The organism is Caballeronia glebae (assembly GCF_001545035.1).
Taxonomy (GTDB): domain Bacteria; phylum Pseudomonadota; class Gammaproteobacteria; order Burkholderiales; family Burkholderiaceae; genus Caballeronia; species Caballeronia glebae.
In genome coordinates this window covers 19,399-41,341 of sequence record NZ_FCOJ02000003.1, presented here as the reverse complement: position 1 = coordinate 41,341, position 21,943 = coordinate 19,399, and the positions used below count along the sequence as shown (strand labels likewise).

General features: G+C 61.7%; 24 protein-coding genes. 12 read left to right on the top strand and 12 right to left on the bottom strand.

The genetic code is table 11. The features are described 5' to 3' along the window. Positions 1-144 precede the first annotated feature (144 nt). A complete protein-coding gene (locus AWB82_RS02965; protein WP_086965657.1) occupies positions 145-330 on the bottom strand; it encodes a hypothetical protein in 186 nt (61 codons plus the stop codon). A gap of 127 nt (positions 331-457) precedes the next feature. Between AWB82_RS02965 and AWB82_RS02960 the strand changes: the two genes are divergently transcribed. After that, positions 458-1,612 carry an aldose epimerase family protein gene (locus AWB82_RS02960; protein ID WP_086965656.1) on the top strand — a complete coding sequence of 385 codons (1,155 nt, stop codon included), beginning with the start codon at positions 458-460 and terminating at the stop codon, positions 1,610-1,612. Positions 1,613-1,686: 74 nt separating this feature from the next. Here AWB82_RS02960 and AWB82_RS02955 read toward each other — a convergent pair whose 3' ends face one another. Both AWB82_RS02955 and AWB82_RS02950 read right to left on the bottom strand, forming a co-directional pair. After that, positions 1,687-3,060, bottom strand: coding sequence for a GntT/GntP/DsdX family permease (locus AWB82_RS02955; protein WP_086965655.1), 1,374 nt, complete (start codon positions 3,058-3,060; stop codon positions 1,687-1,689). Positions 3,061-3,337: 277 nt separating this feature from the next. Beyond that, positions 3,338-3,634 carry a hypothetical protein gene (locus AWB82_RS02950; protein WP_086965654.1) on the bottom strand — a complete coding sequence of 99 codons (297 nt, stop codon included), beginning with the start codon at positions 3,632-3,634 and terminating at the stop codon, positions 3,338-3,340. 275 nt (positions 3,635-3,909) lie between these two features. On the opposite strand from AWB82_RS02950, the gene AWB82_RS02945 reads away from it, so the two are divergent. Continuing rightward, a complete protein-coding gene (locus AWB82_RS02945) occupies positions 3,910-4,962 on the top strand; it encodes a helix-turn-helix domain-containing protein (protein WP_086965653.1) in 1,053 nt (350 codons plus the stop codon). Here AWB82_RS02945 and AWB82_RS02940 read toward each other — a convergent pair. Continuing rightward, entirely contained in the window at positions 4,913-6,202 is a 1,290-nt protein-coding gene (locus tag AWB82_RS02940; protein WP_086965797.1) for an MFS transporter, read from the bottom strand. The genes AWB82_RS02945 and AWB82_RS02940 overlap by 50 nt on opposite strands. Before the next feature lie 164 nt (positions 6,203-6,366). Between AWB82_RS02940 and AWB82_RS02935 the strand changes: the two genes are divergently transcribed. The 6 genes from AWB82_RS02935 to AWB82_RS02910 all read left to right on the top strand — a co-directional run bounded on the left by AWB82_RS02935 (position 6,367) and on the right by AWB82_RS02910 (position 10,851). After that, positions 6,367-7,248 (top strand): RNA polymerase sigma-70 factor, encoded by an 882-nt coding sequence (locus tag AWB82_RS02935; RefSeq protein WP_086965652.1) that lies wholly within the window; start codon positions 6,367-6,369, stop codon positions 7,246-7,248. A 144-nt stretch (positions 7,249-7,392) separates the two neighbouring features. After that, positions 7,393-7,872 (top strand): carboxymuconolactone decarboxylase family protein, encoded by a 480-nt coding sequence (locus tag AWB82_RS02930; RefSeq protein WP_086965651.1) that lies wholly within the window; start codon positions 7,393-7,395, stop codon positions 7,870-7,872. Between the two features lie 38 nt (positions 7,873-7,910). Beyond that, a complete protein-coding gene (locus AWB82_RS02925; protein WP_086965796.1) occupies positions 7,911-8,318 on the top strand; it encodes a cupin domain-containing protein in 408 nt (135 codons plus the stop codon). Between the two features lie 76 nt (positions 8,319-8,394). Beyond that, a complete protein-coding gene (locus tag AWB82_RS02920; RefSeq protein WP_086965650.1) occupies positions 8,395-9,402 on the top strand; it encodes a LysR family transcriptional regulator in 1,008 nt (335 codons plus the stop codon). Positions 9,403-9,523: 121 nt separating this feature from the next. Beyond that, positions 9,524-10,291 carry an SDR family oxidoreductase gene (locus AWB82_RS02915; protein ID WP_086965649.1) on the top strand — a complete coding sequence of 256 codons (768 nt, stop codon included), beginning with the start codon at positions 9,524-9,526 and terminating at the stop codon, positions 10,289-10,291. Between the two features lie 41 nt (positions 10,292-10,332). Further along, complete coding sequence (locus tag AWB82_RS02910) at positions 10,333-10,851, top strand: Ohr family peroxiredoxin (protein WP_086965648.1); 519 nt, start codon at positions 10,333-10,335, stop codon at positions 10,849-10,851. 10 nt (positions 10,852-10,861) lie between these two features. On the opposite strand, the gene AWB82_RS02905 is transcribed toward AWB82_RS02910, so the two are convergent. The 4 genes from AWB82_RS02905 to AWB82_RS02890 form a co-directional block, all read right to left on the bottom strand. After that, positions 10,862-12,244 carry an MFS transporter gene (locus AWB82_RS02905; RefSeq protein ID WP_086965647.1) on the bottom strand — a complete coding sequence of 461 codons (1,383 nt, stop codon included), beginning with the start codon at positions 12,242-12,244 and terminating at the stop codon, positions 10,862-10,864. Between the two features lie 70 nt (positions 12,245-12,314). After that, on the bottom strand, positions 12,315-12,650 hold the full coding sequence (locus tag AWB82_RS02900; protein ID WP_086965646.1) for an NIPSNAP family protein: 336 nt from the start codon (positions 12,648-12,650) through the stop codon (positions 12,315-12,317). Further along, a complete protein-coding gene (locus AWB82_RS02895; protein ID WP_086965645.1) occupies positions 12,647-14,392 on the bottom strand; it encodes an FAD-dependent oxidoreductase in 1,746 nt (581 codons plus the stop codon). The genes AWB82_RS02900 and AWB82_RS02895 overlap by 4 nt, the downstream gene beginning before the upstream one ends. A 60-nt stretch (positions 14,393-14,452) precedes the next feature. Continuing rightward, on the bottom strand, positions 14,453-15,292 hold the full coding sequence (locus AWB82_RS02890; protein ID WP_086965644.1) for an SDR family NAD(P)-dependent oxidoreductase: 840 nt from the start codon (positions 15,290-15,292) through the stop codon (positions 14,453-14,455). Between the two features lie 136 nt (positions 15,293-15,428). Here AWB82_RS02890 and AWB82_RS02885 point away from each other — a divergent pair, with 136 nt between their 5' ends. Next, positions 15,429-16,322, top strand: coding sequence for a helix-turn-helix domain-containing protein (locus tag AWB82_RS02885; RefSeq protein ID WP_086965643.1), 894 nt, complete (start codon positions 15,429-15,431; stop codon positions 16,320-16,322). Positions 16,323-16,455: 133 nt separating this feature from the next. Then, on the top strand, positions 16,456-18,105 hold the full coding sequence (treA, locus tag AWB82_RS02880) for an alpha,alpha-trehalase TreA (RefSeq protein WP_096031412.1): 1,650 nt from the start codon (positions 16,456-16,458) through the stop codon (positions 18,103-18,105). Between the two features lie 62 nt (positions 18,106-18,167). On the opposite strand, the gene AWB82_RS02875 is transcribed toward treA, so the two are convergent. Together AWB82_RS02875 and AWB82_RS02870 are read right to left on the bottom strand one after the other, a co-directional pair. Next, positions 18,168-18,404, bottom strand: a complete 237-nt coding sequence (locus AWB82_RS02875) for a tautomerase family protein (RefSeq protein WP_086965642.1) — start codon at positions 18,402-18,404, stop codon at positions 18,168-18,170. Positions 18,405-18,429: 25 nt separating this feature from the next. Further along, positions 18,430-19,140 (bottom strand): SDR family NAD(P)-dependent oxidoreductase, encoded by a 711-nt coding sequence (locus AWB82_RS02870; protein WP_086965641.1) that lies wholly within the window; start codon positions 19,138-19,140, stop codon positions 18,430-18,432. Between the two features lie 182 nt (positions 19,141-19,322). On the opposite strand from AWB82_RS02870, the gene AWB82_RS02865 reads away from it, so the two are divergent. Further along, entirely contained in the window at positions 19,323-20,045 is a 723-nt protein-coding gene (locus AWB82_RS02865) for a haloacid dehalogenase type II (RefSeq protein ID WP_086965640.1), read from the top strand. 32 nt (positions 20,046-20,077) lie between these two features. Here AWB82_RS02865 and AWB82_RS02860 read toward each other — a convergent pair whose 3' ends face one another. Further along, a complete protein-coding gene (locus AWB82_RS02860; RefSeq protein WP_086965639.1) occupies positions 20,078-20,371 on the bottom strand; it encodes a DUF1330 domain-containing protein in 294 nt (97 codons plus the stop codon). 270 nt (positions 20,372-20,641) lie between these two features. Between AWB82_RS02860 and AWB82_RS02855 the strand changes: the two genes are divergently transcribed. Then, positions 20,642-20,941 (top strand): DUF4148 domain-containing protein, encoded by a 300-nt coding sequence (locus AWB82_RS02855; RefSeq protein ID WP_086965638.1) that lies wholly within the window; start codon positions 20,642-20,644, stop codon positions 20,939-20,941. Positions 20,942-20,989: 48 nt separating this feature from the next. Here the strand turns inward: AWB82_RS02855 and AWB82_RS02850 are convergent, their stop codons facing one another. Next, the gene (locus AWB82_RS02850; protein ID WP_086965794.1) at positions 20,990-21,871 is read right to left on the bottom strand and encodes an isocitrate lyase/PEP mutase family protein; all 882 of its coding nucleotides are present in this window, start codon (positions 21,869-21,871) and stop codon (positions 20,990-20,992) included. Between the last annotated feature and the right edge of the window lie 72 nt (positions 21,872-21,943).

Below are 21,943 nucleotides of genomic sequence, written 5' to 3'. Positions count from 1 at the left end.
GCTATCGCTTACACCGCGATACGAAGCTATGGCTAACATCGTGCGGGAGCTTATATGTAATTTGTACGTGCTGATCCCTGATTCATCTAATGAATAATCGCGTGCCATATTCCATGCATGGCATGGCGCGCGGGCGCACCAAGCTTAGCCAGCCTCGCCGACTTCCTTCGGATTGGGCAACTTGCTTTCCTTGGTCTCATCGATGTGCTTCGGCGGCGCGGGTTCGTTTTTCATCGCGCGCTCTTGTTCGTCGGACAAGCGGCGGTCCGCCACGTTAGGGTCGGCGGGCGTTTGTTTCGGCGGCGTGGAACGATCGGTTTGCTGATTCATGAATGGCTCCTTGCCTGCGTTGTTTGCGTGCGGACGAAAGGCGCATCGACTGTGCCCGACGTCTTCAGGTACAACCGATGCTCACATTGCGACGCGCCGCTTCGAACGTTCTTTCTTCTGACAGGTTATGCAGGACGCGAAAAACACGCTCATTCGTTTTGCCGCCATCGCATGTGCGACAGGGTTGTCGCCGTGCGGCTTCGCGGCGTCGATCGCTTCCGCACCTTATGGCGCGACGCAACAAGGGCAAGCGGTTACGCAATTCACGCTTTCGAATGCGCGCGGCGTGACGATGAACTGCATCAACTACGGCGGCATCGTGACGCGTCTCGATGTACCCGACCGGCGCGGACGTCGCGCGGATATCGTGCTCGGCTTCGGCTCGCTCGGCGACTATGAAAAGTACAACGGCAAGATTCACTTCGGTGGCCTGATCGGCCGTTACGCCAATCGCGTCGCCGATGGAAAGTTCGATCTCGACGGGCATAGCTACAAGCTGCCTATCAACGAGCCGCCGAATACTTTGCATGGCGGCCCGCACGGATTCGACGAGAAAGTCTGGACCGTGGTGAAAACGTTTCAGGGCGCTCAGGGCGCGGGCGTGCAGCTTCGCTATGTGAGTCCCGATGGCGAGAACGGCTTTCCCGGCACGCTCACTGTCGACGTGACCTACACGCTCACGGACGATAACGAAGTGCGTATCGACTATCGCGCGAAGACCGACAAGCCGACCGTCCTGAACCTCACGAACCATAGCTATTTCAATCTCGCGGGCGAGGGCAGCGGCAATGTCGAAGGACAACTTATCCTGATCGCGGGATCGAGCTATACGCCCGTGCGCGCCGATTCGATTCCGACCGGCGAGATCGCGAGCGTCGAGAACACGCCTCTTGATTTGCGAGCGCTGACGCCGATCGGCGCGCGCTTGCGTTCGTCGAATCAGCAGATGCGCTATGCGCACGGCTACGACCACAACTGGAAGCTCAACAAGAACGGCCAGCGCAATGGTGAACCGGCCTTTGCCGCGCGCGCTTACGATCCATCGAGCGGCCGCGTGCTCGATGTCTATACGACGCAGCCGGGCTTGCAGTTCTATACGGGCAATGGTCTGGATGGCAGCGCCATCGGCACATCGGGTACGGCGTATCGGCAAACCGATGGCTTCGCGCTCGAAGCCGAGCATTTCCCCGACTCGCCGAACCAGCCCGCATTCCCGTCGACCGAGCTCAAGCCCGGCGACGAGTATCACGAAGTCACCGTCTGGAAAATCGGCGTGCGCTAGCGTCAAGACCTGGGCGGATGCGTTGGGTCCGTGCGTGCGCGCCGATGGTCAGTTTGTGCCGGTGGCACAGGCGTTCAGTTCAGCACGCTCCATAACACGAGCGTCAGCGCGAGTCCCACCACCGACACGATCGTCTGCAACACTGACCACACCGCGACCGTCTGCTTCAGCTTGAGCCCGAAGTACTCGCGCACCATCCAGAAGCCCGCATCGTTGACGTGGCAGAAGAACACGGAGCCCGCGCCGATCGCGAGGGCCATCAGCGAGTTGTGGGTCGCCGAGAGGCCGCTCACGACCGGGGCGACGATGCCTGCGGTCGTTGTCGTGGCGACGGTCGCGGAACCCGTAGCCTGACGCAGCGCGACCGCGATCAGCCACGCGAGCAGGATCAGCGGCAAATGCGTGCCGACCGCGATCTTGCCGATGGTCGCGCTGATGCCCGCATTGACGAGCATCTGCTTCAGCCCGCCGCCCGCGCCGATGGTGAGCAGGAGCGCCGCGATCGGCGGCAGGCTCTTGCGCAAGATGCCGCCCACACGCTCACGCGCCATGCCCCGCGACCAGCCAAGCATCACGATCGCGAAGAGCACCGTCAAGGCCAGCGCGACGAGCGGTTCGCCGACGAAATCGAGCGTGTCGTAGAGCAGTGTGTCCTTCGTGAGCGCGAGCTTGGCGACGGTGCGTCCGAGCATCATCACCACAGGAAGAAGGATCGTCACGAGCGAGATCGCGAAGCCCGGCGTCGAGGCTCCGTCTTCGTGCGCGGTGAAGAGCTTGCCCATTTCCTCGGGCTCTTCAATATGCAGCCGCTTCGACAACCAGTTGCCGTAGATCGGCCCCGCGAGAATCACCGCGGGCAGCGCGACGATCAGGCCGAGGCCGAGCGTAAGACCGAGATCGGCATGCAATGCGCTCACCGCGATCAGCGGACCCGGATGCGGCGGCAGCAACGCATGCAGCGTAGTCATGCCGGCGAGCGCGGGAATCGCGATGCGCAGGATCGGCTGCTTCGAGCGGCGCGCCATCACGAAGATGATCGGCACCATCATCACGAGGCCGACTTCGAAGAATAGCGGCAGGCCGACGATGATCGCGACGAACGCCATCATCCACGGCAGGCGGCGCGGCGTCGAATGATCGAGCAAGGTGGTGACGAGCCGGTCGGCGGCCCCGGACTCGGCCATCAGCGCGCCGAGCATCGCACCGAGCGCGATGATGATGCCGACGTCGCCGAGCAACGCGCCCGCGCCCTTGCTGAACGCTTGCGCGATCGCTTCGAGCGGCTGATGCGCGGTGAAGCCCGCCGCGAACGTGCCCACGAGAATGGACAGGAACGGCGCGAGCTTAAGCACGCTGATGGAAACGATGATGATCGCGAGGCCGAGTGCGCAGGCGATCAGGAGTTGAGTGTCGTGGGCAGACCAGGGGGCGAGGGTTGTTGAATTCACGATGACCTTATGCTGACGCGCGCGCTCTGGCGGCGATGCAATTACGAAGAGCTTTCGCGTCCCGGCATAGCTTCGCGCGCTGTGAGCGAAGTATGTACGGGACGCGAAGCCCCGTCGTAATAGCACTTTTCTACGCGACGGTCAAAAAGACCCTGCATCGCGCGTGCTCTCTCTCAGGCTGGCCCTTCTGAAATCATTCGACGCTATTGGTCTTTTGAGTTTTGCATTCGAAATGCCGTTTTGTGTTTTGCATTTCGCATGCGTGTCCGCTGGAGTGCTACGCGGCGGCCTTGGCCGAGCCGGTGGCCTGATTCTGTTCAAGACGGTCGAGGAGCCGCAGCACGCGTGCGCGTTGCGTGGCGACGAGATCGCTTTCGTCGCCGAGCGCGGAGAGCCGCCTTTTCCAGTAGGCGTGATCGAGATGGGCTAACGGCTTCGAATCACCCGAAAGCGCGAGCGAACGAATCATGTGCTCAAGATGATCGAGCTGAGCGTCCGCGCCGCGCGCGGGCCTGAGCGCCGCTCGCGTGGTCTGCGTGGCGCGCCTGACTTGCAAGATTTTCGACTTTTCCATTGTGACGCCCCGAAACGTCTTTTATCTTTTGCGTGCTGCTGTATTTTTAGTATTGACTAGCCGTAAACCCTATGAGGGGGAGACAGCGATGTGACAGCGGGATGACGGCAAGGAATCGCCGACCTGAACCGCCCGCGACGCCGCACACGCTGCTCCTCGACAAGCACGATATACCCGCACTCGAAGTGCGCTTTACCATGCGTCTCATTTGCTGGCGCGTATCGTGCGCGTGTGATTCATCCAAAGGACGATTCAACCGACATCGACTGCCATTCATGCCCGCCGATTCCGACCCGCCGAAGTTATCCACGCGCTTTTCGACGCTCGCATGTCCGCGCGAGCGTCAACTGCTCGCATGGCGCGATCGCGTGGGGCATGTGATCGATGTCGTGCCCGACAAGGATCAAATCGCGCGCGGCTTTGCGGGCAGCATCGATTTGCATGCGGCGGGTGGCCTCGTGTTCACGCAGGCACGTACCGACGCGCTCGTGCTCGAACGATCGATCGCGCGCGTTTCGACCGATATGCGCCGCGATTTCGCATTTCACGTCTACGCCGAAGGCGAGACCGGCCATGTCAGCGGTTTGAGCGTGAAGCGCAGCGCGCCGGGTTCGGTGCGCGGCATCATCGCGTTCGATCTGAATCAGCGCTTTCGCATCGAACGACCGGCGTGCCGCGTGTTGACGATGTTCGTGCCGCGTGCAATCGTGGCCGCGCATATCGGCGACTGCGAGGCGCTGCACGGTCGCGTGCTGCCCGAGCACGCGCCGCTCGCGCGCTTCGTATTCGAGCATTTCGATGTGACCGCGCGCGAATTGCCGGCGCTCGAACGACCCGATGCCATCGACGTGCTCGATGCCGGCGCGCAACTCCTGCTCGCCGCATTCGCCGACAAGCCGCATGCGTTGAGCGATTCACGCGCCGCGCTGCAAACGGCCGTGAAGCGCCAGGTGAAGCGTTATATCGAAGCGCGCCTGCATGAAGCCGATCTCACGCCGACGACGATCGTCGAGGCGCTCGGGCTCAAGCGCGCGACCGTCTACCGATGGTTCGAACAGGAAGGCGGCCTCGCCGCATACATTCGACATCGCCGCTTGCGCGAGGCGGCTGACGAACTCGCGCGGTTTCCGAACTTGCAGATCGCGGACATCGCATTCGGCCTCGGCTTCAAGAGCGCGTCGGATTTCACACGCGCGTTTCGCCGCGCCTTCGACGTAAGTCCGCTGGAGATGCGTCTGCGCGCGCTCGATCTGTTGCGCGCGACGACCGGCGATCCCATCACGCGGATGCGCGCCGCGCACTCGAAGGGCGTTCCGGAAAGCGGCTGAGCGCAAGGAGCGTCAGGCAGTTCGCGGCGAGCAGATACCAGGCGGGCGTCATCGCGTTGCCGGTCGCGCCGATGAGCCAGGCGACCGCGAGCGGCGAGAATCCCCCGAAGATGACGACGCCGAAGGTATAGATCACCGAGAGGCTCGCCGCGCGCCGATGCTTCGGAAAGGCTTCGAGCATCAGCACCGAGGCCGCGCCCGCGTTGTTCAACGCGACCGCGACATAGAACAGGATGATCACGAGCGCGAGCGCATCCGGCGCGCCGCGCGTGAGCGCATGAAACGCGGGATAAGCCGTGACGAGCGCGGCGACGAGCGACGCATATTGCAGCGTCTTGCGGCTCGTCAGACGGTCGGCGGCGAGCGCGACGAGCGGCGTGACGATCAGAATCACGAGGCCTGCGAGCGACGCAATCAGAAAGCTGATTACAGGGGTCCGCTGGAGCGTGTGAATCAGATAGCTCGGCATGTACAGCACGGCGATGTAGATGCTCGATGAAGGCGCGGCCATCATCAGGATGCCGCATGCGAGCGGGCGCGCGTGTTCGCGCAACAGGATCGCGAGCGGCGTGCGCGCGGGTCGAGGCTTCGATGCCGATGTGTCGCCCGGCATGCGGCGCAGGAACCAGCCGAGCGGCGCGATCAGTCCACCGATGACGAAGGGCACGCGCCATCCCCATTGCGCGAGTTGCTCGGGCGACAGCAGCGCGGACGTGCACGCGCCGACGAGCGCCGCCACGCACGCGGCCGCGCCTTGGCTCGCACCGCGCCAACTGACGCTGAAACAGCGCCGTTCATAAGGCACGGATTCCATCAGCAGCGCCGACGCCGGTCCGATCTCGCCGCCCGCCGCGAGTCCTTGCAAGAGCCGCGCGAGCACGATGAGCACGGTTGCACTCGCGCCGATCGCCGCGTGTGTCGGCAAGCATGCGATCAGCCACGTGCCCAGCGCCGTCGAGGCAATCGAGAGCCGCATGCCGGCTTCGCGCCCGCGTCGGTCCGCGTATCTTCCGATCAGCACCGCGCCGAGCGGACGCATGACGAAGCCAGCGCCGAATGTCGCGAGCGATAACAGCAAAGACGAAGTCGCATCGTGCGCCGGAAAGAACAGCCGCCCGATGATTGCCGCCGAGAAGCCGTACACGGTGAAGTCGTAGGCGACAAAGCCGTTGCTGATTACCGTCGCCACGATGATGCGTCTCAGGTTCGCCGGCGCGTTTCGATATTCGGTTTCAGTCATGAATGAATGGAGATCGATGCATTCGACTCTGGCCATCGATATTAACGGCCGTATTACTCATATCTTTAACGCTGCATGCCGATTCTGTCGATCGATCAGCAATACACGGGCGCGCACGCACGCGTAATATACGATCACCTTTCAAATATGATGGAATCGCCTTCATGGATGACGCCACGCGCGAGTTCGACCGCTTGCGCCCCCGTTTGCAGGGCATCGCGTATCGCATGCTCGGTTCGGTCGCCGAAGCCGAGGACATCGTGCAGGACGTATGGCTGCGCTGGCATGCGGCGGCTCGCGAAGTTATCGAGAACGCGGAGGCGTGGCTCGTCGCGGTGACGACGCGCCACTCGATAGACCGGCTGCGGGCCGCGAAAATGCAGCGCGAACATTACACGGGCATCTGGCTGCCCGAGCCGCTGATCACCGAGCCACCCGCAACGCCGGAAGAAGTCACCGAGCGCGCGGACGATGTATCCGTCGCGTTTCTCATGCTGCTCGAACGCCTCACGCCCGAAGCACGCGCGGCGTTTTTGCTGCGCGAGGTGTTCGACGCCGACTATGCGGAAGTCGCGGACATCATCGGCAAGACGGAAGCCGCGTGTCGTCAGCTCGTGAGCCGCGCCAAGGCACAACTGCGTGAAGAGCGCCCGCGACGTTCGGTGCCGCGCGAGATTCACCGGCGCTTGCTGCATGCGTTCGCGCGTGCCATCGAGCACGGCGACTTCGCGGCGATCCACGCGATGCTCGCGGAAGACGCGATGCTCATCGGCGACGGCGGCGGCCACGTGCAGAGTTTCCCGAAACCGCTTCTCGGCGGCAAGCGCATCGCACAGCTTTTCTATGCGGCTTTTCTGCGTCATGGAGAAGGCGTGCGTCTCGAACTCGTCATGCTCAATGAACAATGGGCGCTCTTGCGCTTCATCGACGGCAAGCTCGAATCGGCCCAGACCTACGAGATCGAAGACGAGCGCATCGTGCGCATTCAGGTGCAGCGCAATCCGGAGAAGCTCGAACGCATCGCGGCTCGCCACGGCAATGCGTGAATCATTGCACGGCGATTGATGCGCACGAGGCAACAGCGTGCGCACACTCGCGCGTCTACCGCGAAACGCCGCGCAAACCTACGATGACATGCAGGCCGGAAATGAAATCGCCGGCCGACATCTTCCACCAGGCATGGAGTCATCATGACGCAGCGAATCAACTACATTCAACAATCGCCCGAGCTTTTCAAGAAGTTCTATGAGTTCAGCCAGGCGTTGCGCGAATGCTCGATCGAGCAGACGACCAGCGATCTCGTGACGCTTCGCGCATCGCAGATGAATGGCTGCGCCTTTTGCGTCGATATGCACGTGAAGGAAGCGAAGATTCACGGCGAGCGCGAACTGCGTACGCATCACGTCGCGATCTGGCGCGAATCGACGCTGTTCTCGCCGCGCGAACGCGCCGCGCTCGCGTGGACCGAAGTGTTGACGCGCATTCCGGAACACGGCGTGCCCGACGATCTCTATGCACGCGTGCGTGAACAGTTCTCGGAGAAGGAGCTGTCCGATCTGACGTACGCCATCATGGCGATCAACGGCTGGAACCGCGCGAATGTCGCATTTCAGACGGTGCCGGGATCGTCCGACAAGGCCTTCGGTCTCGACAAGGCGAACCTCTCGTAGTGCGTTCGCGCCGTCATTCGATCATGGGAGAACGGATCATGCACAGCATCAAACGCGCGGGACTCGCGCTCGTCGTCGGATGCGCGGCGCTCGTCGCGAACACGGCGCAGGCCGCGCCACAAGCTATCGTCAAGGAACTCATGACGAAGCCGCTTCCCGACTATCCGGGCAAGGAGGCGCTGATGATCAGCGTGGAATATCCGCCGGGCGCCGTCGATCCCGTGCATCGTCACGATGCGCATGCCTACGTGTATGTCGTCGAAGGCACGATCGTCATGCAGCTTCGCGGCGGCAAGGCCGTGACGCTCAAACCCGGCGATACCTTTTATGAAGGTCCTGACGATATTCACACCGTGGGCCGGAATGCGAGCAATACGAAGCGCGCGAAGTTCATCGTGCTGCTGCTCAAGGACAAGGACAAACCGGTTCTCACGCCCGTGAAATAAAAAAATCGGCATGGCGCGTCACAAAACAAGCGGCGCAAACGTCTTGTGAGACAGAGCCACTACGTTTCGTGCCGCCATGCCATCAGACCTTGCGTGTCATTCCGACGATTCGCTCGCGTATAGCTTCGCGACGAGTTATGCGGGCGTCGTTTCATTTCTCGCCGTCGCCAACGAAGGCAGCTTCGCGAAAGCGAGCGATCGCCTGGGCATCGGACGTTCCGCCGTGAGCCGCAACGTGCAGAAGCTGGAAGCACAACTCGACGCGCGTCTTTTTCTGCGCACGACGCGCAGCACGTCGCTCACGCGCGAAGGCGAACTCTTCTATAAGAATTGCCAGCCAGGCGTGGAGCGCATCGTGCAGGCGATCGAGGACATGCGCGAGTTGCGCCAGGGTCCGCCGCGCGGGCACTTGCGTATTGCATCGGCGCCGGGCTTCGGTCGCAAGGTCGTCGCGCCGCTTCTTGCTGGCTTCACTGCGCGCTATCCCGACATCGCGCTCGAACTGCTGCTCAGCGAACGTCCGTGCGATTTCACGGCAGACCGCGTCGATGTCGCGTTTCGCGACGGTCGTATGGAAGATAGCGAAGTCGTCGCAAAGCAATTGATTCCGATGCAGATGATCGTCTGCGCATCGCCAGCCTATGCGCGAGAGCACGGTTTGCCGCGTCATATCGATGATCTCGACCGACATCGCTGCATCAATTTCCGCGCGTCGGCGGGGCGTATCGCCGACTGGGAGTTCAAGGTCGATGGCTTTGCGCAGAAGCGCTCGCCCGCGGCGCGGCAAACCTTCAACGACATCGACCTGATGCTGCAAGCGGTGCTCGACGGGCAGGGCATCGCGCAACTGCCCGCGTATCTCGTGTGCGACTCGCTCAAGGCGGGGCGCCTCGTCATGTGTCTCGCACAACATGCGCCCGACGACGGCGGCCACTATCTTTGCTATCTCAGCCGCAAGCATTTACCCGCGCGCGTGCGCGTATTCGTCGACTACATGACCGAGCACACGCGCGCGCTCGATCTGCATTGCCTGACGACGTTCATCGCGAACGCGAGCGCGTCACAACTCGTCACTGCGGATTGATGCATCCAAGGCAACATTGCGCGTTCAACGGCGGCGCTACCGGACGCGCACCAGCAAGCTTAGGATGCTTCACGTAGGGCACATTCAGCGATTTCGAGCGCATCGTTTAAAGGAGACAATCATGAAGATCGTGGTTATCGGCGGAAGCGGACTCATCGGCAGCAAGGTCGTTGAGAACCTGCGAGCGCGCGGGCACGAGGTCGTGGCGGCATCGCCTGCATCGGGCGTCGATACGATGACGGGAAAGGGTCTGAAAGAAGCGCTGCAGGATGCGCGCGTGGTGGTCGATGTCGCCAACTCGCCTTCGTTCGAGGATCAGGCCGTGCTCGCATTCTTCGAGACGTCGGGCCGCAATCTCTTCGCCGCCGAGAAAGCGGCGGGCGTCGCGCATCATGTGGCGCTGTCGGTCGTCGGCACGGATCGTCTCGCGCAGAGTGGCTATTTCCGCGCCAAGATCGCGCAAGAGAAGCTGATTCGCGAATCGGGCGTGCCGTACACGATCGTTCAGTCGACGCAGTTCTTCGAGTTCCTCGGCGGCATTGCGAAAGCTTGCGCCAACGAGAGCACGGTGCATCTGTCGGACGCATACATTCAGCCGATTGCTTCCGGCGACGTCGCGAGTGCCGTCGCGGATCGCGCCGTCGAAGCCCCGGTGAACGATGTCGTCGAGATTGCGGGACCGGAGAAGTCGCGTCTTTCGGATCTTATGCAGCGCTATTTCAAGGCGACAGGCGATGCACGCACTGTTATCGCCGATGCAAGCGCGCTTTACTTCGGCGCACTGCTCGCGGCCGACACGCTGCTGCCGGGCGCGCAAGCGCATCTCGGCACGGTGAACTTCGATGCATGGTTTCAGCAAAGCCAGAGTCAGACGCAAGCCCCGCATTGAGCAGAGCGTCGAAGTCTTCGAGTTCAGATCAAGAGACCGCTATGGAGCCGCTCGATCCGCCGCCCGTCAGCCTGCTCGACAAGTATCGGGGACATGACATGCAACCGTTGTATTCGACGACCGTCGCAGTGACGGGCGGCGATGCGAGACACGGCCGCGCGTCGGGCGTGGCTCGCTCCGACGACGGCAATCTCGCGCTGAATCTGCGCATGCCCCAGGCGCTCGGCGGTCCCGGCGGCGGCACGAACCCGGAGCAGTTATTCGCCGCCGCTTATGCCGCATGCTTTCATGGCGCGATGGTCTTGCTGGCGACGCGCGCCGGCATCGTCGTCGAGGCCGCAAGTGTGTCCGTCACAGTCGAATTCGGCCGCGATCCGATGGACGGTCTATTCGTGCTGAGCGCGGACACGCGCGTGCATATGCCCGGCGTCGAACGCAGCGTGTCGGAGGAACTCGTGCGCAACACCGAGCGTTTTTGTCCTTATACGAAGATGGCGCGCCAAGGTATCGTCAACATAGTTTCACTCGCAACTAACAACGATTCATCGGACGCGCCTTGAGACGATCACGTCACTCGGCAGGCACGCGCGCCGTCTGATCGAGTTGACGTGATTCAGCCGATGCGTCGCGCCGGCTCAACGCGCCCAACGCGAACGCAGCGATGAACGCGGGAATCGCAAGCAGCGTGAAGACCGCGCCGAATTGCAGACCCATGCTCATCAGAAGGCCACCGGCCATCGCGCCTGCGACCGCGCCCATGCGCCCGATGCCAAGCATCCAGGCGACGCCCGTCGCGCGGCTTCGCGTCGGATAGAACGACGCCGCGAGCGCCGACATCGACGTGACCGCGCTCGTCACTGCCGTCCCCGTCAGGAAGATCAGCACGGCAAGCCAGAACTGATCCGCGACGCCTCGTCCGATCGTCAGCACCATCGCCGCTGCGAGCACGTAGGCGCATGCGTTCACGCGTCGCGGATTGGCCTTGCCCATCACCCAGCCGAGACACAGATTGCCGAGAATGCCGCCGAGCGGAAAGAGCGATGTCGTTAAGGCGGCGCGTTCGGCGGAGAAGCCTGCATCCCTGAAGAGGGTAGGGAGCCAGTTGGTGAGCAGATAGAAGATCATCAGGCCCATGAAATAGGCGAGCCATAACATCGAAGTGCCAAAGCGATAAGGCCGCGAAACGATGATCCCGAGCGATGATTTATCGGCGCTGCTCTCGCGCGTATCGGCGGCGATGAACGAGACGTGGGCGCCTTCAGCCAGACGCGGATCGTTCGAGATGCGGCGCAGGACACGCGCGACCTCTTGCGTCGAGCGCTTCCTCACGACCATGAATTGCGCGGACTCGGGCAACAGAACGAGCAGCAGCACCGTGAGCACGATCGGACCGAGGCCGCCAGCGACGAGCACGCTCGGCCAGCCGAAGTGCGGGATGAGCCATGCGGCGCAAAGGCCGCCGAGCGAGAGTCCCACGGAGAAGCCGCAGAACATCGTATTGACAACTACCGCGCGAATGCGCGCTGGCGCGTACTCGGACATCAGCGTGACCGCGTTGGGCATCGCGGCGCCGAGACCCAGGCCGGTGAGAAAGCGCCACGCAGTCAGCGTCTCGATCGAGCTTGCCTGTGCCGATGCAAGACTCCACACCCCGAAGAAGAACACGGAAAGCGCGAGTACCGCCTTGCGTCCGATGCGGTCGGCGGCCGGTCCCGCCACGAGCGCGCCGATACCGAGGCCGACGAGCGCCGCGCTCATAACCGGTCCCAATGCAGCGCGCGTGATGCCCCAGTCACCGATCAACGACGGCGCAATGAAACCGATTGCCGCCGTATCGAAGCCATCGGCCGCGACGACGAGAAAGCACAGGATCAGAATGACCCATTGATAGGGCGAGAAGCGTTCGCCGTCGATGAAGCTCTGGACCTCGATGGTCCCGAAGTTCTTTTCCATACCGTTATGTCTCCATTCGTTTATGTATAAGCGGAAAAATGCGGCCTTCGTCGTGCCGCTTCGCCGCGCTTCAGCGCACGGCTGGCGATAGACTCTTGAACTCGACGCGTTTGATGATGCGGCTTTCCTGCGCCACGATCAGATGCGCCGACGCTTGCAGATACGCGGGCCATTCGGGATCGTTGTCGCGCGCGGTGCGCCGCTGGTCGTAATCCGCGATGCTCTCGTATCCCCACAGATGCACGACCTGATTCAACGCGCCGATATCGCTCATATAGAAACCAACGGGCGCACCGAGATACTTGAGTTGAATCGGCATTGCAAGACGGTCGAATACATCGATGAATTCCGCCATGCCGCGCGGCCTGATCGTGTAGATACGGTGATCGATGAATGGCTTGCTCATGCTGCGCTCCTCAATTCGCTGGACTTCGCGCGCGCGTCGATGCTGCCCGCGAGACGTAGTCCCGTGAGATAACCGAATGTCATGATTGGCCCGAGCGTAATGCCCGCGCCGGGATAGTTGCCAGCCATGACGCTCGCGCGGTCGTTGCCGACGGCATAGAGGCCGGGAATCGGCTCGCTGCCCTTGAGGACTTCGCCGTGCGGGTTCGTCGCGATGCCATCGAACGTGCCGAGGTCGCCCATCACGAGTTTGAGCGCGTAGTACGGACCATCGCCGATAGGTGCAACGCAGGGGTTCGGCTTGTGAGCGGGGTCGCCGAGATAGCGATTGAACGACGTCGTGCCGCGGCCGAAAGCGGTGTCCTTGCCGTGCGTCGCATCGCGGTTGTATTCGCGGACCGTCTCTTCCAGCGCGGTTGGGTCGATGCCCGCTCGCCGCGCGAGTTCGGCAAGCGTGCGGCCTTTGACGAGATAGCCGCTCTTCAGATGAGAGCCGAGCGGCATCGGCGCGGGCTTTGCAAAGCCGAGACCGTATTTGCGGATCGTCGCGTGATCGCAGACGAGCCACATCGCGGTTTCGTTTTCATCGCGACATGCTTCGATCATCGCCGCGCCGACATCGTGATAAGAATTCGATTCGTTGGTGAAGCGCACGCCGCTGCGTGTCACGCCGATTACGCCCGGCTTGTAACGATCGAGAAGATGCGGAAACACGCCGAATTTGCCGTCTTTCAGCGGCACGCGCGAGACCGGCATCCACGCGGCAGGCTGCGCATAGCGAATATCGACACGTCCGCCCACGCGCTCGGCCATGCGCGCGCCATCGCCGGTATTGCCCGGCGGAACGGGCGAGACATGCTCGCCGCCGCGTCGCACATGTGGATAGGCTTTCGCGATGCGCGCGGCATCGTGAGAGAAACCGCCGCACGCCAGCACGACACCGCGACGCGCGGCGATGCGCGTTTCACGTCCGTCCGAGATCACGATTGCGCCGCTCACGCGACCCTTCACCGTGATGAGTTCCTTCGCGCCCGTGCGTGTGTGAATCGGAATGCCCAGATCGAGCGCGGATTTCGCGAGGCGCGCGGCGAGCGCGTTGCCGCTCGTGATCTGCACGCCGCGTTTATAAAGCGCGAGTTCCCTGAGATGACTCGCGAGGCGCTTCGCGACATACCACGCGGACTCGATCGATTTCGTCGCGTTAAAGAAATGCTTGAGATCCGCGCTCGACGAATTGAACATCATGCCGATGAACGTGATCGTCTTAAGCGGCGGGCGCAGGCGCGCGATGTCCTTGCCGAGCGCGCGCGCATCGAACGGCTTTGCGACGACGGAGCGTCCTACATCGACACCGCCCGGCGCATCGGGATGATAGTCGGGGTAGAGCGTCGGCAGAAATTCAACCGAGGTCTCGCGCTCGAAGAAATCGATCATGCGCGGGCCATTGTCGAGAAACGCTTCGACGGCCGCTTCGTCGTACATGGCGCCGGTTTCGCCGCGCATGTATCGAAGTGCGGCTTCGCGCGTATCCTCAACGCCCGCTTCCCGCGCGTGACGGTTTCCGGGTATCCACAAGACGCCGCCCGAGAACGCGGTCGTGCCGCCGAAGTATTCCTCTTTCTCGACGACGATCACGTCGAGCCCTTGTTTTCGCGCTGTAATGGCCGTCGAAAGGCCGCCGGCGCCCGAGCCGATCACGAGCACATCGCAAGCGAGATCGGACGACCGCGTTACGGTAGTCATGATGAAGTCCTTTGATTGGAACCGGGCGCTTTGCGCGCCCGTGAGATGAGCAGTCGTGCGTCAGGCGTTGCGCGGCGCTTCGAAGCCTGGACGCGGAACGAGGTCCATCAGCATGCATTCGAAGCCGCCATCGACGGCAAGCTCCGCACCGTTGACATAACCCGCACGTCGGCTTGCGAGAAACGCCACGACTTCGGCGATATCGCGCGGCTCGCCGATACGCCGGCTCGCGATCATTGCGCTGCGGCGCGCTTCCACATCGCCTTGCTCATAGAACGCCTTCGAAAGCGGCGTGCGGATCATGCCGGGGCATACCGTGTTGCTGCGCACGCCGCGCGCGCCCCATTCAGCGGCGATCTGGCGCGATAACATTGCTATGCCCGCCTTGCTCGGGCTATAGGCGCCGCTCCACGTCTGCGGATGATGGGCGGCCACCGATGCAATATGCACGATGCTTCCCGCGCCGCGCGCAAGCATTTCGCGCCCGAATGCCTGTGCGCATAACATGTAGCCGGTCAGATTGACGGCGAGCATCGCATTCCACGCATCGAGGCCGATATCCTCGATTCCGCCGGCTCGCAACAGGCCCGCGTTGTTCACGAGTACATCGACGTGGCCGAATTTGCGCGCGACCTGATCGCGTGCGCGGTTCACGCTTGCCGCGTCGCCGATATCGCAGGTTATGGCGATAGCATCGACGCCGCGCGCGCGCAATGCTTGCGCCGCTTCGTTGCAACCCGCTTCATCGCGATCCAGTAATGCGAGTCGTGCGCCCGCATCGGCGAATGTCGATGAAATGGCGCGGCCGATTCCGCCGGCGGCACCCGTGACCACACATACATTTGATTCGAGGCCGAGCCAATGCTGCGCGGTATGATCCCGCGCGACCTGATTAGTCATCCTTGTCTCCTGAGTCCATTCGATGCGAAGGCGCCGATAGCCTTGCCCGTGAAAAAAGTATATTCACGGCCATGCACGAAAGATTGGACAAAGGCGGCAGACGACAGGACAATTTGTGCATCAGGAGACGCGTGATATGAGGAAAATCCCTAACTACAGCCTGTACGGGGAATCGGCGCGTCCGCCGTGGTATGACGCGTTCAACTTCGAATGGATCGTCGAGCGCAGCGCGCCGAACGACTGGCACATCGATGCTCATCGCCATGACGCGCTCTTGCAATTTCTGTACATTCGGGGCGGCGCGGGGCAGGTGCTGATCGAGAACAGCATGATCGATATCGTGCCGCCGTGCGTGATCATGCTGCCAGCGCAAACGGTGCATGGATTCAACTTCGCGCCGAACGTCGATGGTCTCGTCGTGACCGTCGCGCAAAGGTCGATCGAAGCCCTGGCGTCGATCACCGCGCCGGGTCTCATTCCCGTGCTGCAACGTGCGGGCGTCTCGCGAATGAGTGCCCAGTCCGTGAAGGAAAGCGCGTTCATGCCGATCGTCGAATTGCTGGAGAAGGAATTTCGCGCGACGAATCGCGGACACATGGCGGCGGGCATGTCGCTATTGATCGCACTTTTCGTACATGTCGCTCGCCTTTGCGAGAGCGCATCGGCGCCGAGTGTCGCATCGACGGAAAGGCGCGCGCAACAGATCAAGCGCTTCAGGGAACTGGTGGCCGCGCATTTTCGCGAGCATCAACCCGTGGATTTTTATGCGCAGAAGCTCGGCATGACGGTCACGCAACTCGGGCGCATTTGCCGCGAAGAGATATCGAGTTCACCGCTTGCCATGATCAACGAGCATCTGGTGCGGGAGGCACAGCGCGATCTCGTGTATTCGAACATGTCGGTCAAGCAGATCGCGCATGGATTGGGCTTTGACGATATCGCGTATTTCAGCCGCTATTTTCGCAAGCAGACCGGCGTCACGCCCACGCAATTTCAGGCCGAAGCGCACAAGGCGCTGGCCATTCAATAACCTGTTCACTCTGGTGTTCGAGGGTTGCCACCGTCGTACAAGCGTGCGATGCTTCGCCGTGCTGTGAATCAATCAAAACAACAACGGCCCGAGCGAGACCAGTCCGGTTCAATCACCCTTCGAAGGAGTGAGCATGATCGCACTGTTATCGCATCGAGCGGCGCACGACGCGTCGCGGCGTTTCAAGTTCAGGGCACGCGGAATGCTATGCGCCTGGCTCGTCATGGGCGCGGCAGCCAATCTCGCCTATGCCGACGCACAAACCGGCTATACGCTTCTGCCTCCGCCCAGCGAGTTATACGGCGACCTTTTCGTCGCCGTGCAGACGCAGGGCATTTATCCGGATCAAAAGACTTTCGTCGATGCCGTACCCAAGATAGATCCCGCGCAGATCGTGCAGGCCTACCATCAGCAGATGTCGGTGCCGGGCTTCTCGCTTGCGACGTTCGTCGGGCAATACTTCACGCCTCCGACCGATCAGGTCATCACGCCGCCGCCGAATCAGTCGCTGCGCGAACATATCGACTGGCTTTGGCCCGAACTCACGCGTCTGACGACGACCGCCAATGTGCCAGCCAATAGCTCCCTGATTCCTATGCCCAAGCAATACGTCGTGCCGGGCGGACGCTTTCGGGAAGGCTATTACTGGGACACCTATTTCACGATGCTCGGTCTTCAGGAAGCAGGCCGCGAAGATCTCGTCGACGACATGCTCGATAACTTCGCGTATCTGATCGATACGATCGGGCATATTCCAAACGGCAATCGCACGTACTATGTGAGCCGCTCGCAGCCGCCGTTCTTTTCCTATATGGTCGAACTTGCTGCGCACAAGGAAGGCGGGCGTGTCTATCAGAAGTATTTGCCGCAATTACGTCGTGAATATAACTACTGGATGCAGGGGGCGAATACGCTGCAGCCGGGCGGCGCGGTGCGCAACGTCGTGATGCTGCAGGACAAGACCGTGCTCAATCGCTATTGGGACGAGCGCGACACGCCGCGCGACGAATCTTATTCGGAAGACGTAGCCACTGCCAAGCTGGTCACGAACCGTCCGGCTAACGAGGTGTATCGCGACCTGCGCGCGGCGGCCGAAAGCGGTTGGGACTTCAGCTCGCGCTGGTTCGGCGACAACATGACACTCGCGACGATCCGCACGACATCGATCATTCCCGTCGATCTGAATAGCCTGATGTTCCACCTCGAAACGACGATCGCGATCGGGTGCGGCGAGGCGCGCGATTTCGGTTGCGTCGGCGAATTCGTAGGGCGTGCAGCCAAGCGCGCGATCGCCATCAACAAGTATCTCTGGAACAAGAACGGATATTACGGCGACTACGACTGGAAGCTCGGTCAACCGCGCAACAATCCATCGGCGGCGATGCTTTATCCGCTCTTCGCGAACGCGGCGTGGCCCGAGCGCGCGCACAAGACCGCGGAAACCGTCGAGGCGATTCTGCTCAAACCGGGCGGACTCACGACGACCACGTACAACACGACGCAGCAATGGGACGCACCGAATGGCTGGGCGCCGTTGCACTGGATCGCAGTGCAAGGATTGAAGCGCTATGGACGCAGCGATCTCGCGCAGCAGATCGGCACGCGCTTTTTAGCCGACGTGAATAACGTCTATAACACTCAACAGAAGCTCGTGGAAAAGTACATCGTGGAGGGTGATGGAACGGGCGGCGGCGGAGGTGGCGAGTATCCGTTGCAGGATGGCTTCGGATGGACGAACGGCGTGACGTTGAAGCTACTCGATCTTTATTCGCCCGGGCATTAAGCAACGCGATGGAGGATATCGCCGCAGTTTCTTATGCGGCGATATCCGCGTATGGATGCGCGTCAACTAGCCTTAGCCTTCTTTTGCCGCCGATATTCCGGAACCGTCAAACCGCCCACGCCCCAATTCTCCATGTCCACTTCCTGAATGACGACGAACGTGGTGTCGAGCGGCTTGTTCAATACATCGAGCAAGAGCTGGCTCGCGCCCTCGATGAGCCGCTTCTTTTCCTCGGCAGTAACCGCATTCGTGCCGGGCTGGTTCCCTTCGCGTGTCACCTGAATCGTAACGATCGGCATGACGATCTCCTTGGTAAAAAATCGATCAATGTCCCGCGCTTTGACCGCCGTCGACGTGCAGGATCTCGCCCGTCACGAACGGTGCGGAATCAAGATACAGCACGGCGTTGGCGATGTCGCTCATTTCGCCGATACGCCCCATCGGATGCAGTGCGCCGAGTGCTTCGTGCGTTTCGGGCGCGTGCATCGGCGACTTGATGATGCCGGGCGACACCGCATTCACACGAATGCCGGACTTCGCGTATTCGATTGCAAGCGACTTCGTCGCGGCATTAAGACCGCCCTTGGTGAGCGATGCCAGCACCGAAGGTACGCCGCTTATCGCATGATCGACGAGCGTCGTTGTAATGTTGACGACGTGACCGCTCCTGTTCTTCTCCATCTGCGCGATAGCCAACTGCGTGATATGGAAGAATCCGTTCACGTTCACGTTCAGGAACGCGTCAAAGTCTTCCTGCGTATATTGCGTGAAAGGCTTGGCGATGAAGATGCCCGCATTGTTAACGAGCGTATCGATGCGGCCGAATTTCGCGATCGCGGCTTCGACTGCGCGCTGTGCGGTGCTGCGATCGCCGATATCGCCTGCGACCGTTACTACATTCGGATCGTCCGGCTGTTGTATCGAACGGGCGGTCGCGACGACGCGATAACCTTGCGCGCGGAAAGCCTTGACGATTTCAGCGCCGATGCCCTGCGATGCACCGGTAACGATAGCGACTTTGTTTGCGTTGCTCATGATGAACCTCGATAGATGTCGATGTGGGCCTGTTGCGGATCGGACCGACGGCTCCGATGGCTCGTAATCTAGGCCTTTCGTGATTCGTTGCGTACACCCGCGATGGACAATCAGTCTTGCGTGCGAGGAACAAATGCGCCGCGGTGAATCGATCAGAAGAATGAATCAACCGGAGAAACGACGTGACACTGCTCCACGTGAAGGCATTCGTTTTCGATGTATTCGGCACGGTAGTGGACTGGCGCGGCGGCGTCGCACGCGAGGCGACGCCGTTTCTTCGACGCTACGGTGCAACGCACGCGCGGCCCGACGCGTTCGCCGATGCATGGCGGAGCCGCTACGTGCCCGCGATGCGCAAGGTGATCAGCGGCGAGCGACCATTCGTGCGGCTCGATGTGCTGCACCGCGAAAATCTGCTCGACGTGCTGCCGGAGTTCGGCATCGATCCGAACGCGGTGCCTGCCGAAGCGCTCGACGAACTGAACCTCGCGTGGCATCGGCTCGATCCGTGGCCGGATTCGATAGCGGGCCTGCAACGACTCAAGACGCGCCATATCATCGCGCCGCTTTCGAACGGCAACATAAGGCTGATGGTGGATATGGCGAAGCGCGCCGGTCTGCCGTGGGATGCGATTCTCGGCGCGGAGATCGCCCAGATTTACAAGCCCGATCCGCGAGCGTATTTGCGCACGGCCGAAGTGTTGATGCTGACGCCGCAGGAAGTATGTCTCGTTGCCGCGCATAACGACGATCTCGCGGCCGCAAGAAACTGCGGTTTGCGCACGGCGTTCATCGCCCGTCCGTATGAGCGCGGCCTCGGTCAAACTGTCGATTTGAAAGCCGAGAGCGATTGGGATGTCGTTGCCGGCGACATGAACGAACTGGCCGATGCCGTGGGCGCATGAGCGCCGCGAACATCGGCCGATAGAGCGCAGTATTAAGCGACGCCTTCGACGATGCGGAAATCGCGCACGACCGAGTCGCCCAGCACTTCCAGCGCGCGTTGATACGTCGCGCTGTTATAAGCGGCGACGGCTGCATCGAGCGAATCGTATTCGATAACCACGGTGCGTTCGAGCGCGCCTTCGCCTTGCACCATCGATGCCACGCCGCGCACGAGCGGACGGCCGCCGCCTTCCGCGATAGCTTGCGTCGCGATCTTCGCGTATTCCGCAGCCTGCTCGGGCTTCATGATCGTCTTGTACACGCTGATCCAATAACCTTTTGCCATCTGTATCTCCAGTGTTTGAAGGCGCTTTGCGCCATGAGGCGAACGCAATGCGCATTTGCGTTCAGTCTGGCGGCCAGCATAGCAAATTCCTGGACGCAACTAGCGCCATGGCTTGCGCCGTCGAATCGTCCGGCGATTCCGCACGTTTCAGAGAAGAGTGCTTTCTCGCGTTAGGGGTTAACCCGAGACATCTAGCGTCATAAACTGCTCTCACTGCTTCGAACGGCACTGTGTTCGAAGCCGGGCACCTCATAACACTGGAGTTTCATCATGAAGTCGATCATTCGCGCAGCACTCGTCGCCACCGCTCTCGTCATTCCCGTCGCTTCGTTCGCGCAAAGCCAGATCACGCGCGCTCAGGTACGTGCGGAACTCGACGCATTGCATAGCGTCGGTTATCACGTGGGCGACGGCGATCAGACGCACTACCCCGAAGCGATTCAGGCGGCCGAGGCGAAGCTCGCCGCACGCGATGGCGCGACGGCTTATGGCGGCGCGGCTAACGGCGCATCGCAATCGGGCGGCGCGCGCGTGTCGCAATCGGACTGGAACGCAATGTACTCGCGATAAGGCGTGAATGCCTGAAGCGGTCCTTTATGGCCGCTTCAGGCTATGCATTCAGTCCGCCGCGTATTTGCGGTCGAGTTCATCGAAGAGCGGCTTGTTCACGAGCCGTTGGCGCTCGGCGAACGGCGCGACGACAGCGGGATCTTCGTCGAGCCGTCCCTGCGATTTCAATGCGCCGAGCGCGGTCTGCATGCCGCGCACGGCGCTTTGCAATGCGGCATTGGCATAGAGCACGAGGCTGAAGCCCAGGCGTTCGAGATCCGCCCGATCCGTAACCGGCGTCTTGCCGCCGATCACGATGTTGATCAATTGCGGCGCATCGAGCAGCTTCGGCAACGATGCGATCTGCTCCGGCGTTTCGATAGCTTCGACGAAGAGAATGTCCGCTCCCGCTTCGACGAATGCGCGCGCGCGCTCGATCGCGGCATCGAAGCCTTCTACCGCGCACGCATCGGTGCGCGCGATGATCTGAAAGTTATCGTCTTCGCGGGCATCCGCCGCCGCGCGTATCTTGCCTACCATTTCGTTCGTCGAGATCACGGCTTTGCCCGCGAAATGGCCGCATTTCTTCGGCATAACCTGATCTTCGAGTTGAATCGCATCGGCGCCCGCGCGCTCCAGCGTGCGTACCGTATGACGCACGTTGAGCGCATTGCCGAAGCCCGTGTCCGCATCGACGATAAGCGGCAGGTCCACTGCATCGCGAATGCGCGACGTATGCTCCGCGATTTCCGCGAGGCCCATGAAGCCGAGATCCGGCATGCCGAGCGACATGTTCGTCACGCCCGCGCCGGTGATGTAGATCGCCTCGAAGCCGAGATCGGCGGCGACGCGCGCGCTCATTGCATTGAACGCGCCGGGCAGGAGCAGGCCGCTGCGCGCGTTCACCCGTTCGCGAAAGGCGGCACGGCGGCGGGAAGAGGAAGTGGTCATGGCTTCGGTTCCGGAAAGAGAGTTCGTGCTCGGCGTCGACTCATGCGCCGGCGTCTGCAATGCTAACGCGCG

Excerpts from the sequence above, each read along its gene's own strand:
- AWB82_RS02965 (WP_086965657.1), bottom strand. The coding sequence starts at position 330 with ATGAATCAGCAAACCGATCGTTCCACGCCGCCGAAACAAACGCCCGCC.
- AWB82_RS02960 (WP_086965656.1), top strand. The coding sequence starts at position 458 with ATGCAGGACGCGAAAAACACGCTCATTCGTTTTGCCGCCATCGCATGT.
- AWB82_RS02950 (WP_086965654.1), bottom strand. The coding sequence starts at position 3,634 with ATGGAAAAGTCGAAAATCTTGCAAGTCAGGCGCGCCACGCAGACCACG.
- AWB82_RS02945 (WP_086965653.1), top strand. The coding sequence starts at position 3,910 with ATGCCCGCCGATTCCGACCCGCCGAAGTTATCCACGCGCTTTTCGACG.
- AWB82_RS02940 (WP_086965797.1), bottom strand. The coding sequence starts at position 6,202 with ATGACTGAAACCGAATATCGAAACGCGCCGGCGAACCTGAGACGCATC.
- AWB82_RS02935 (WP_086965652.1), top strand. The coding sequence starts at position 6,367 with ATGGATGACGCCACGCGCGAGTTCGACCGCTTGCGCCCCCGTTTGCAG.
- AWB82_RS02930 (WP_086965651.1), top strand. The coding sequence starts at position 7,393 with ATGACGCAGCGAATCAACTACATTCAACAATCGCCCGAGCTTTTCAAG.
- AWB82_RS02925 (WP_086965796.1), top strand. The coding sequence starts at position 7,911 with ATGCACAGCATCAAACGCGCGGGACTCGCGCTCGTCGTCGGATGCGCG.
- AWB82_RS02920 (WP_086965650.1), top strand. The coding sequence starts at position 8,395 with ATGCCATCAGACCTTGCGTGTCATTCCGACGATTCGCTCGCGTATAGC.
- AWB82_RS02915 (WP_086965649.1), top strand. The coding sequence starts at position 9,524 with ATGAAGATCGTGGTTATCGGCGGAAGCGGACTCATCGGCAGCAAGGTC.
- AWB82_RS02910 (WP_086965648.1), top strand. The coding sequence starts at position 10,333 with ATGGAGCCGCTCGATCCGCCGCCCGTCAGCCTGCTCGACAAGTATCGG.
- AWB82_RS02905 (WP_086965647.1), bottom strand. The coding sequence starts at position 12,244 with ATGGAAAAGAACTTCGGGACCATCGAGGTCCAGAGCTTCATCGACGGC.
- AWB82_RS02900 (WP_086965646.1), bottom strand. The coding sequence starts at position 12,650 with ATGAGCAAGCCATTCATCGATCACCGTATCTACACGATCAGGCCGCGC.
- AWB82_RS02895 (WP_086965645.1), bottom strand. The coding sequence starts at position 14,392 with ATGACTACCGTAACGCGGTCGTCCGATCTCGCTTGCGATGTGCTCGTG.
- AWB82_RS02890 (WP_086965644.1), bottom strand. The coding sequence starts at position 15,292 with ATGACTAATCAGGTCGCGCGGGATCATACCGCGCAGCATTGGCTCGGC.
- AWB82_RS02885 (WP_086965643.1), top strand. The coding sequence starts at position 15,429 with ATGAGGAAAATCCCTAACTACAGCCTGTACGGGGAATCGGCGCGTCCG.
- treA (WP_096031412.1), top strand. The coding sequence starts at position 16,456 with ATGATCGCACTGTTATCGCATCGAGCGGCGCACGACGCGTCGCGGCGT.
- AWB82_RS02875 (WP_086965642.1), bottom strand. The coding sequence starts at position 18,404 with ATGCCGATCGTTACGATTCAGGTGACACGCGAAGGGAACCAGCCCGGC.
- AWB82_RS02870 (WP_086965641.1), bottom strand. The coding sequence starts at position 19,140 with ATGAGCAACGCAAACAAAGTCGCTATCGTTACCGGTGCATCGCAGGGC.
- AWB82_RS02860 (WP_086965639.1), bottom strand. The coding sequence starts at position 20,371 with ATGGCAAAAGGTTATTGGATCAGCGTGTACAAGACGATCATGAAGCCC.
- AWB82_RS02855 (WP_086965638.1), top strand. The coding sequence starts at position 20,642 with ATGAAGTCGATCATTCGCGCAGCACTCGTCGCCACCGCTCTCGTCATT.
- AWB82_RS02850 (WP_086965794.1), bottom strand. The coding sequence starts at position 21,871 with ATGACCACTTCCTCTTCCCGCCGCCGTGCCGCCTTTCGCGAACGGGTG.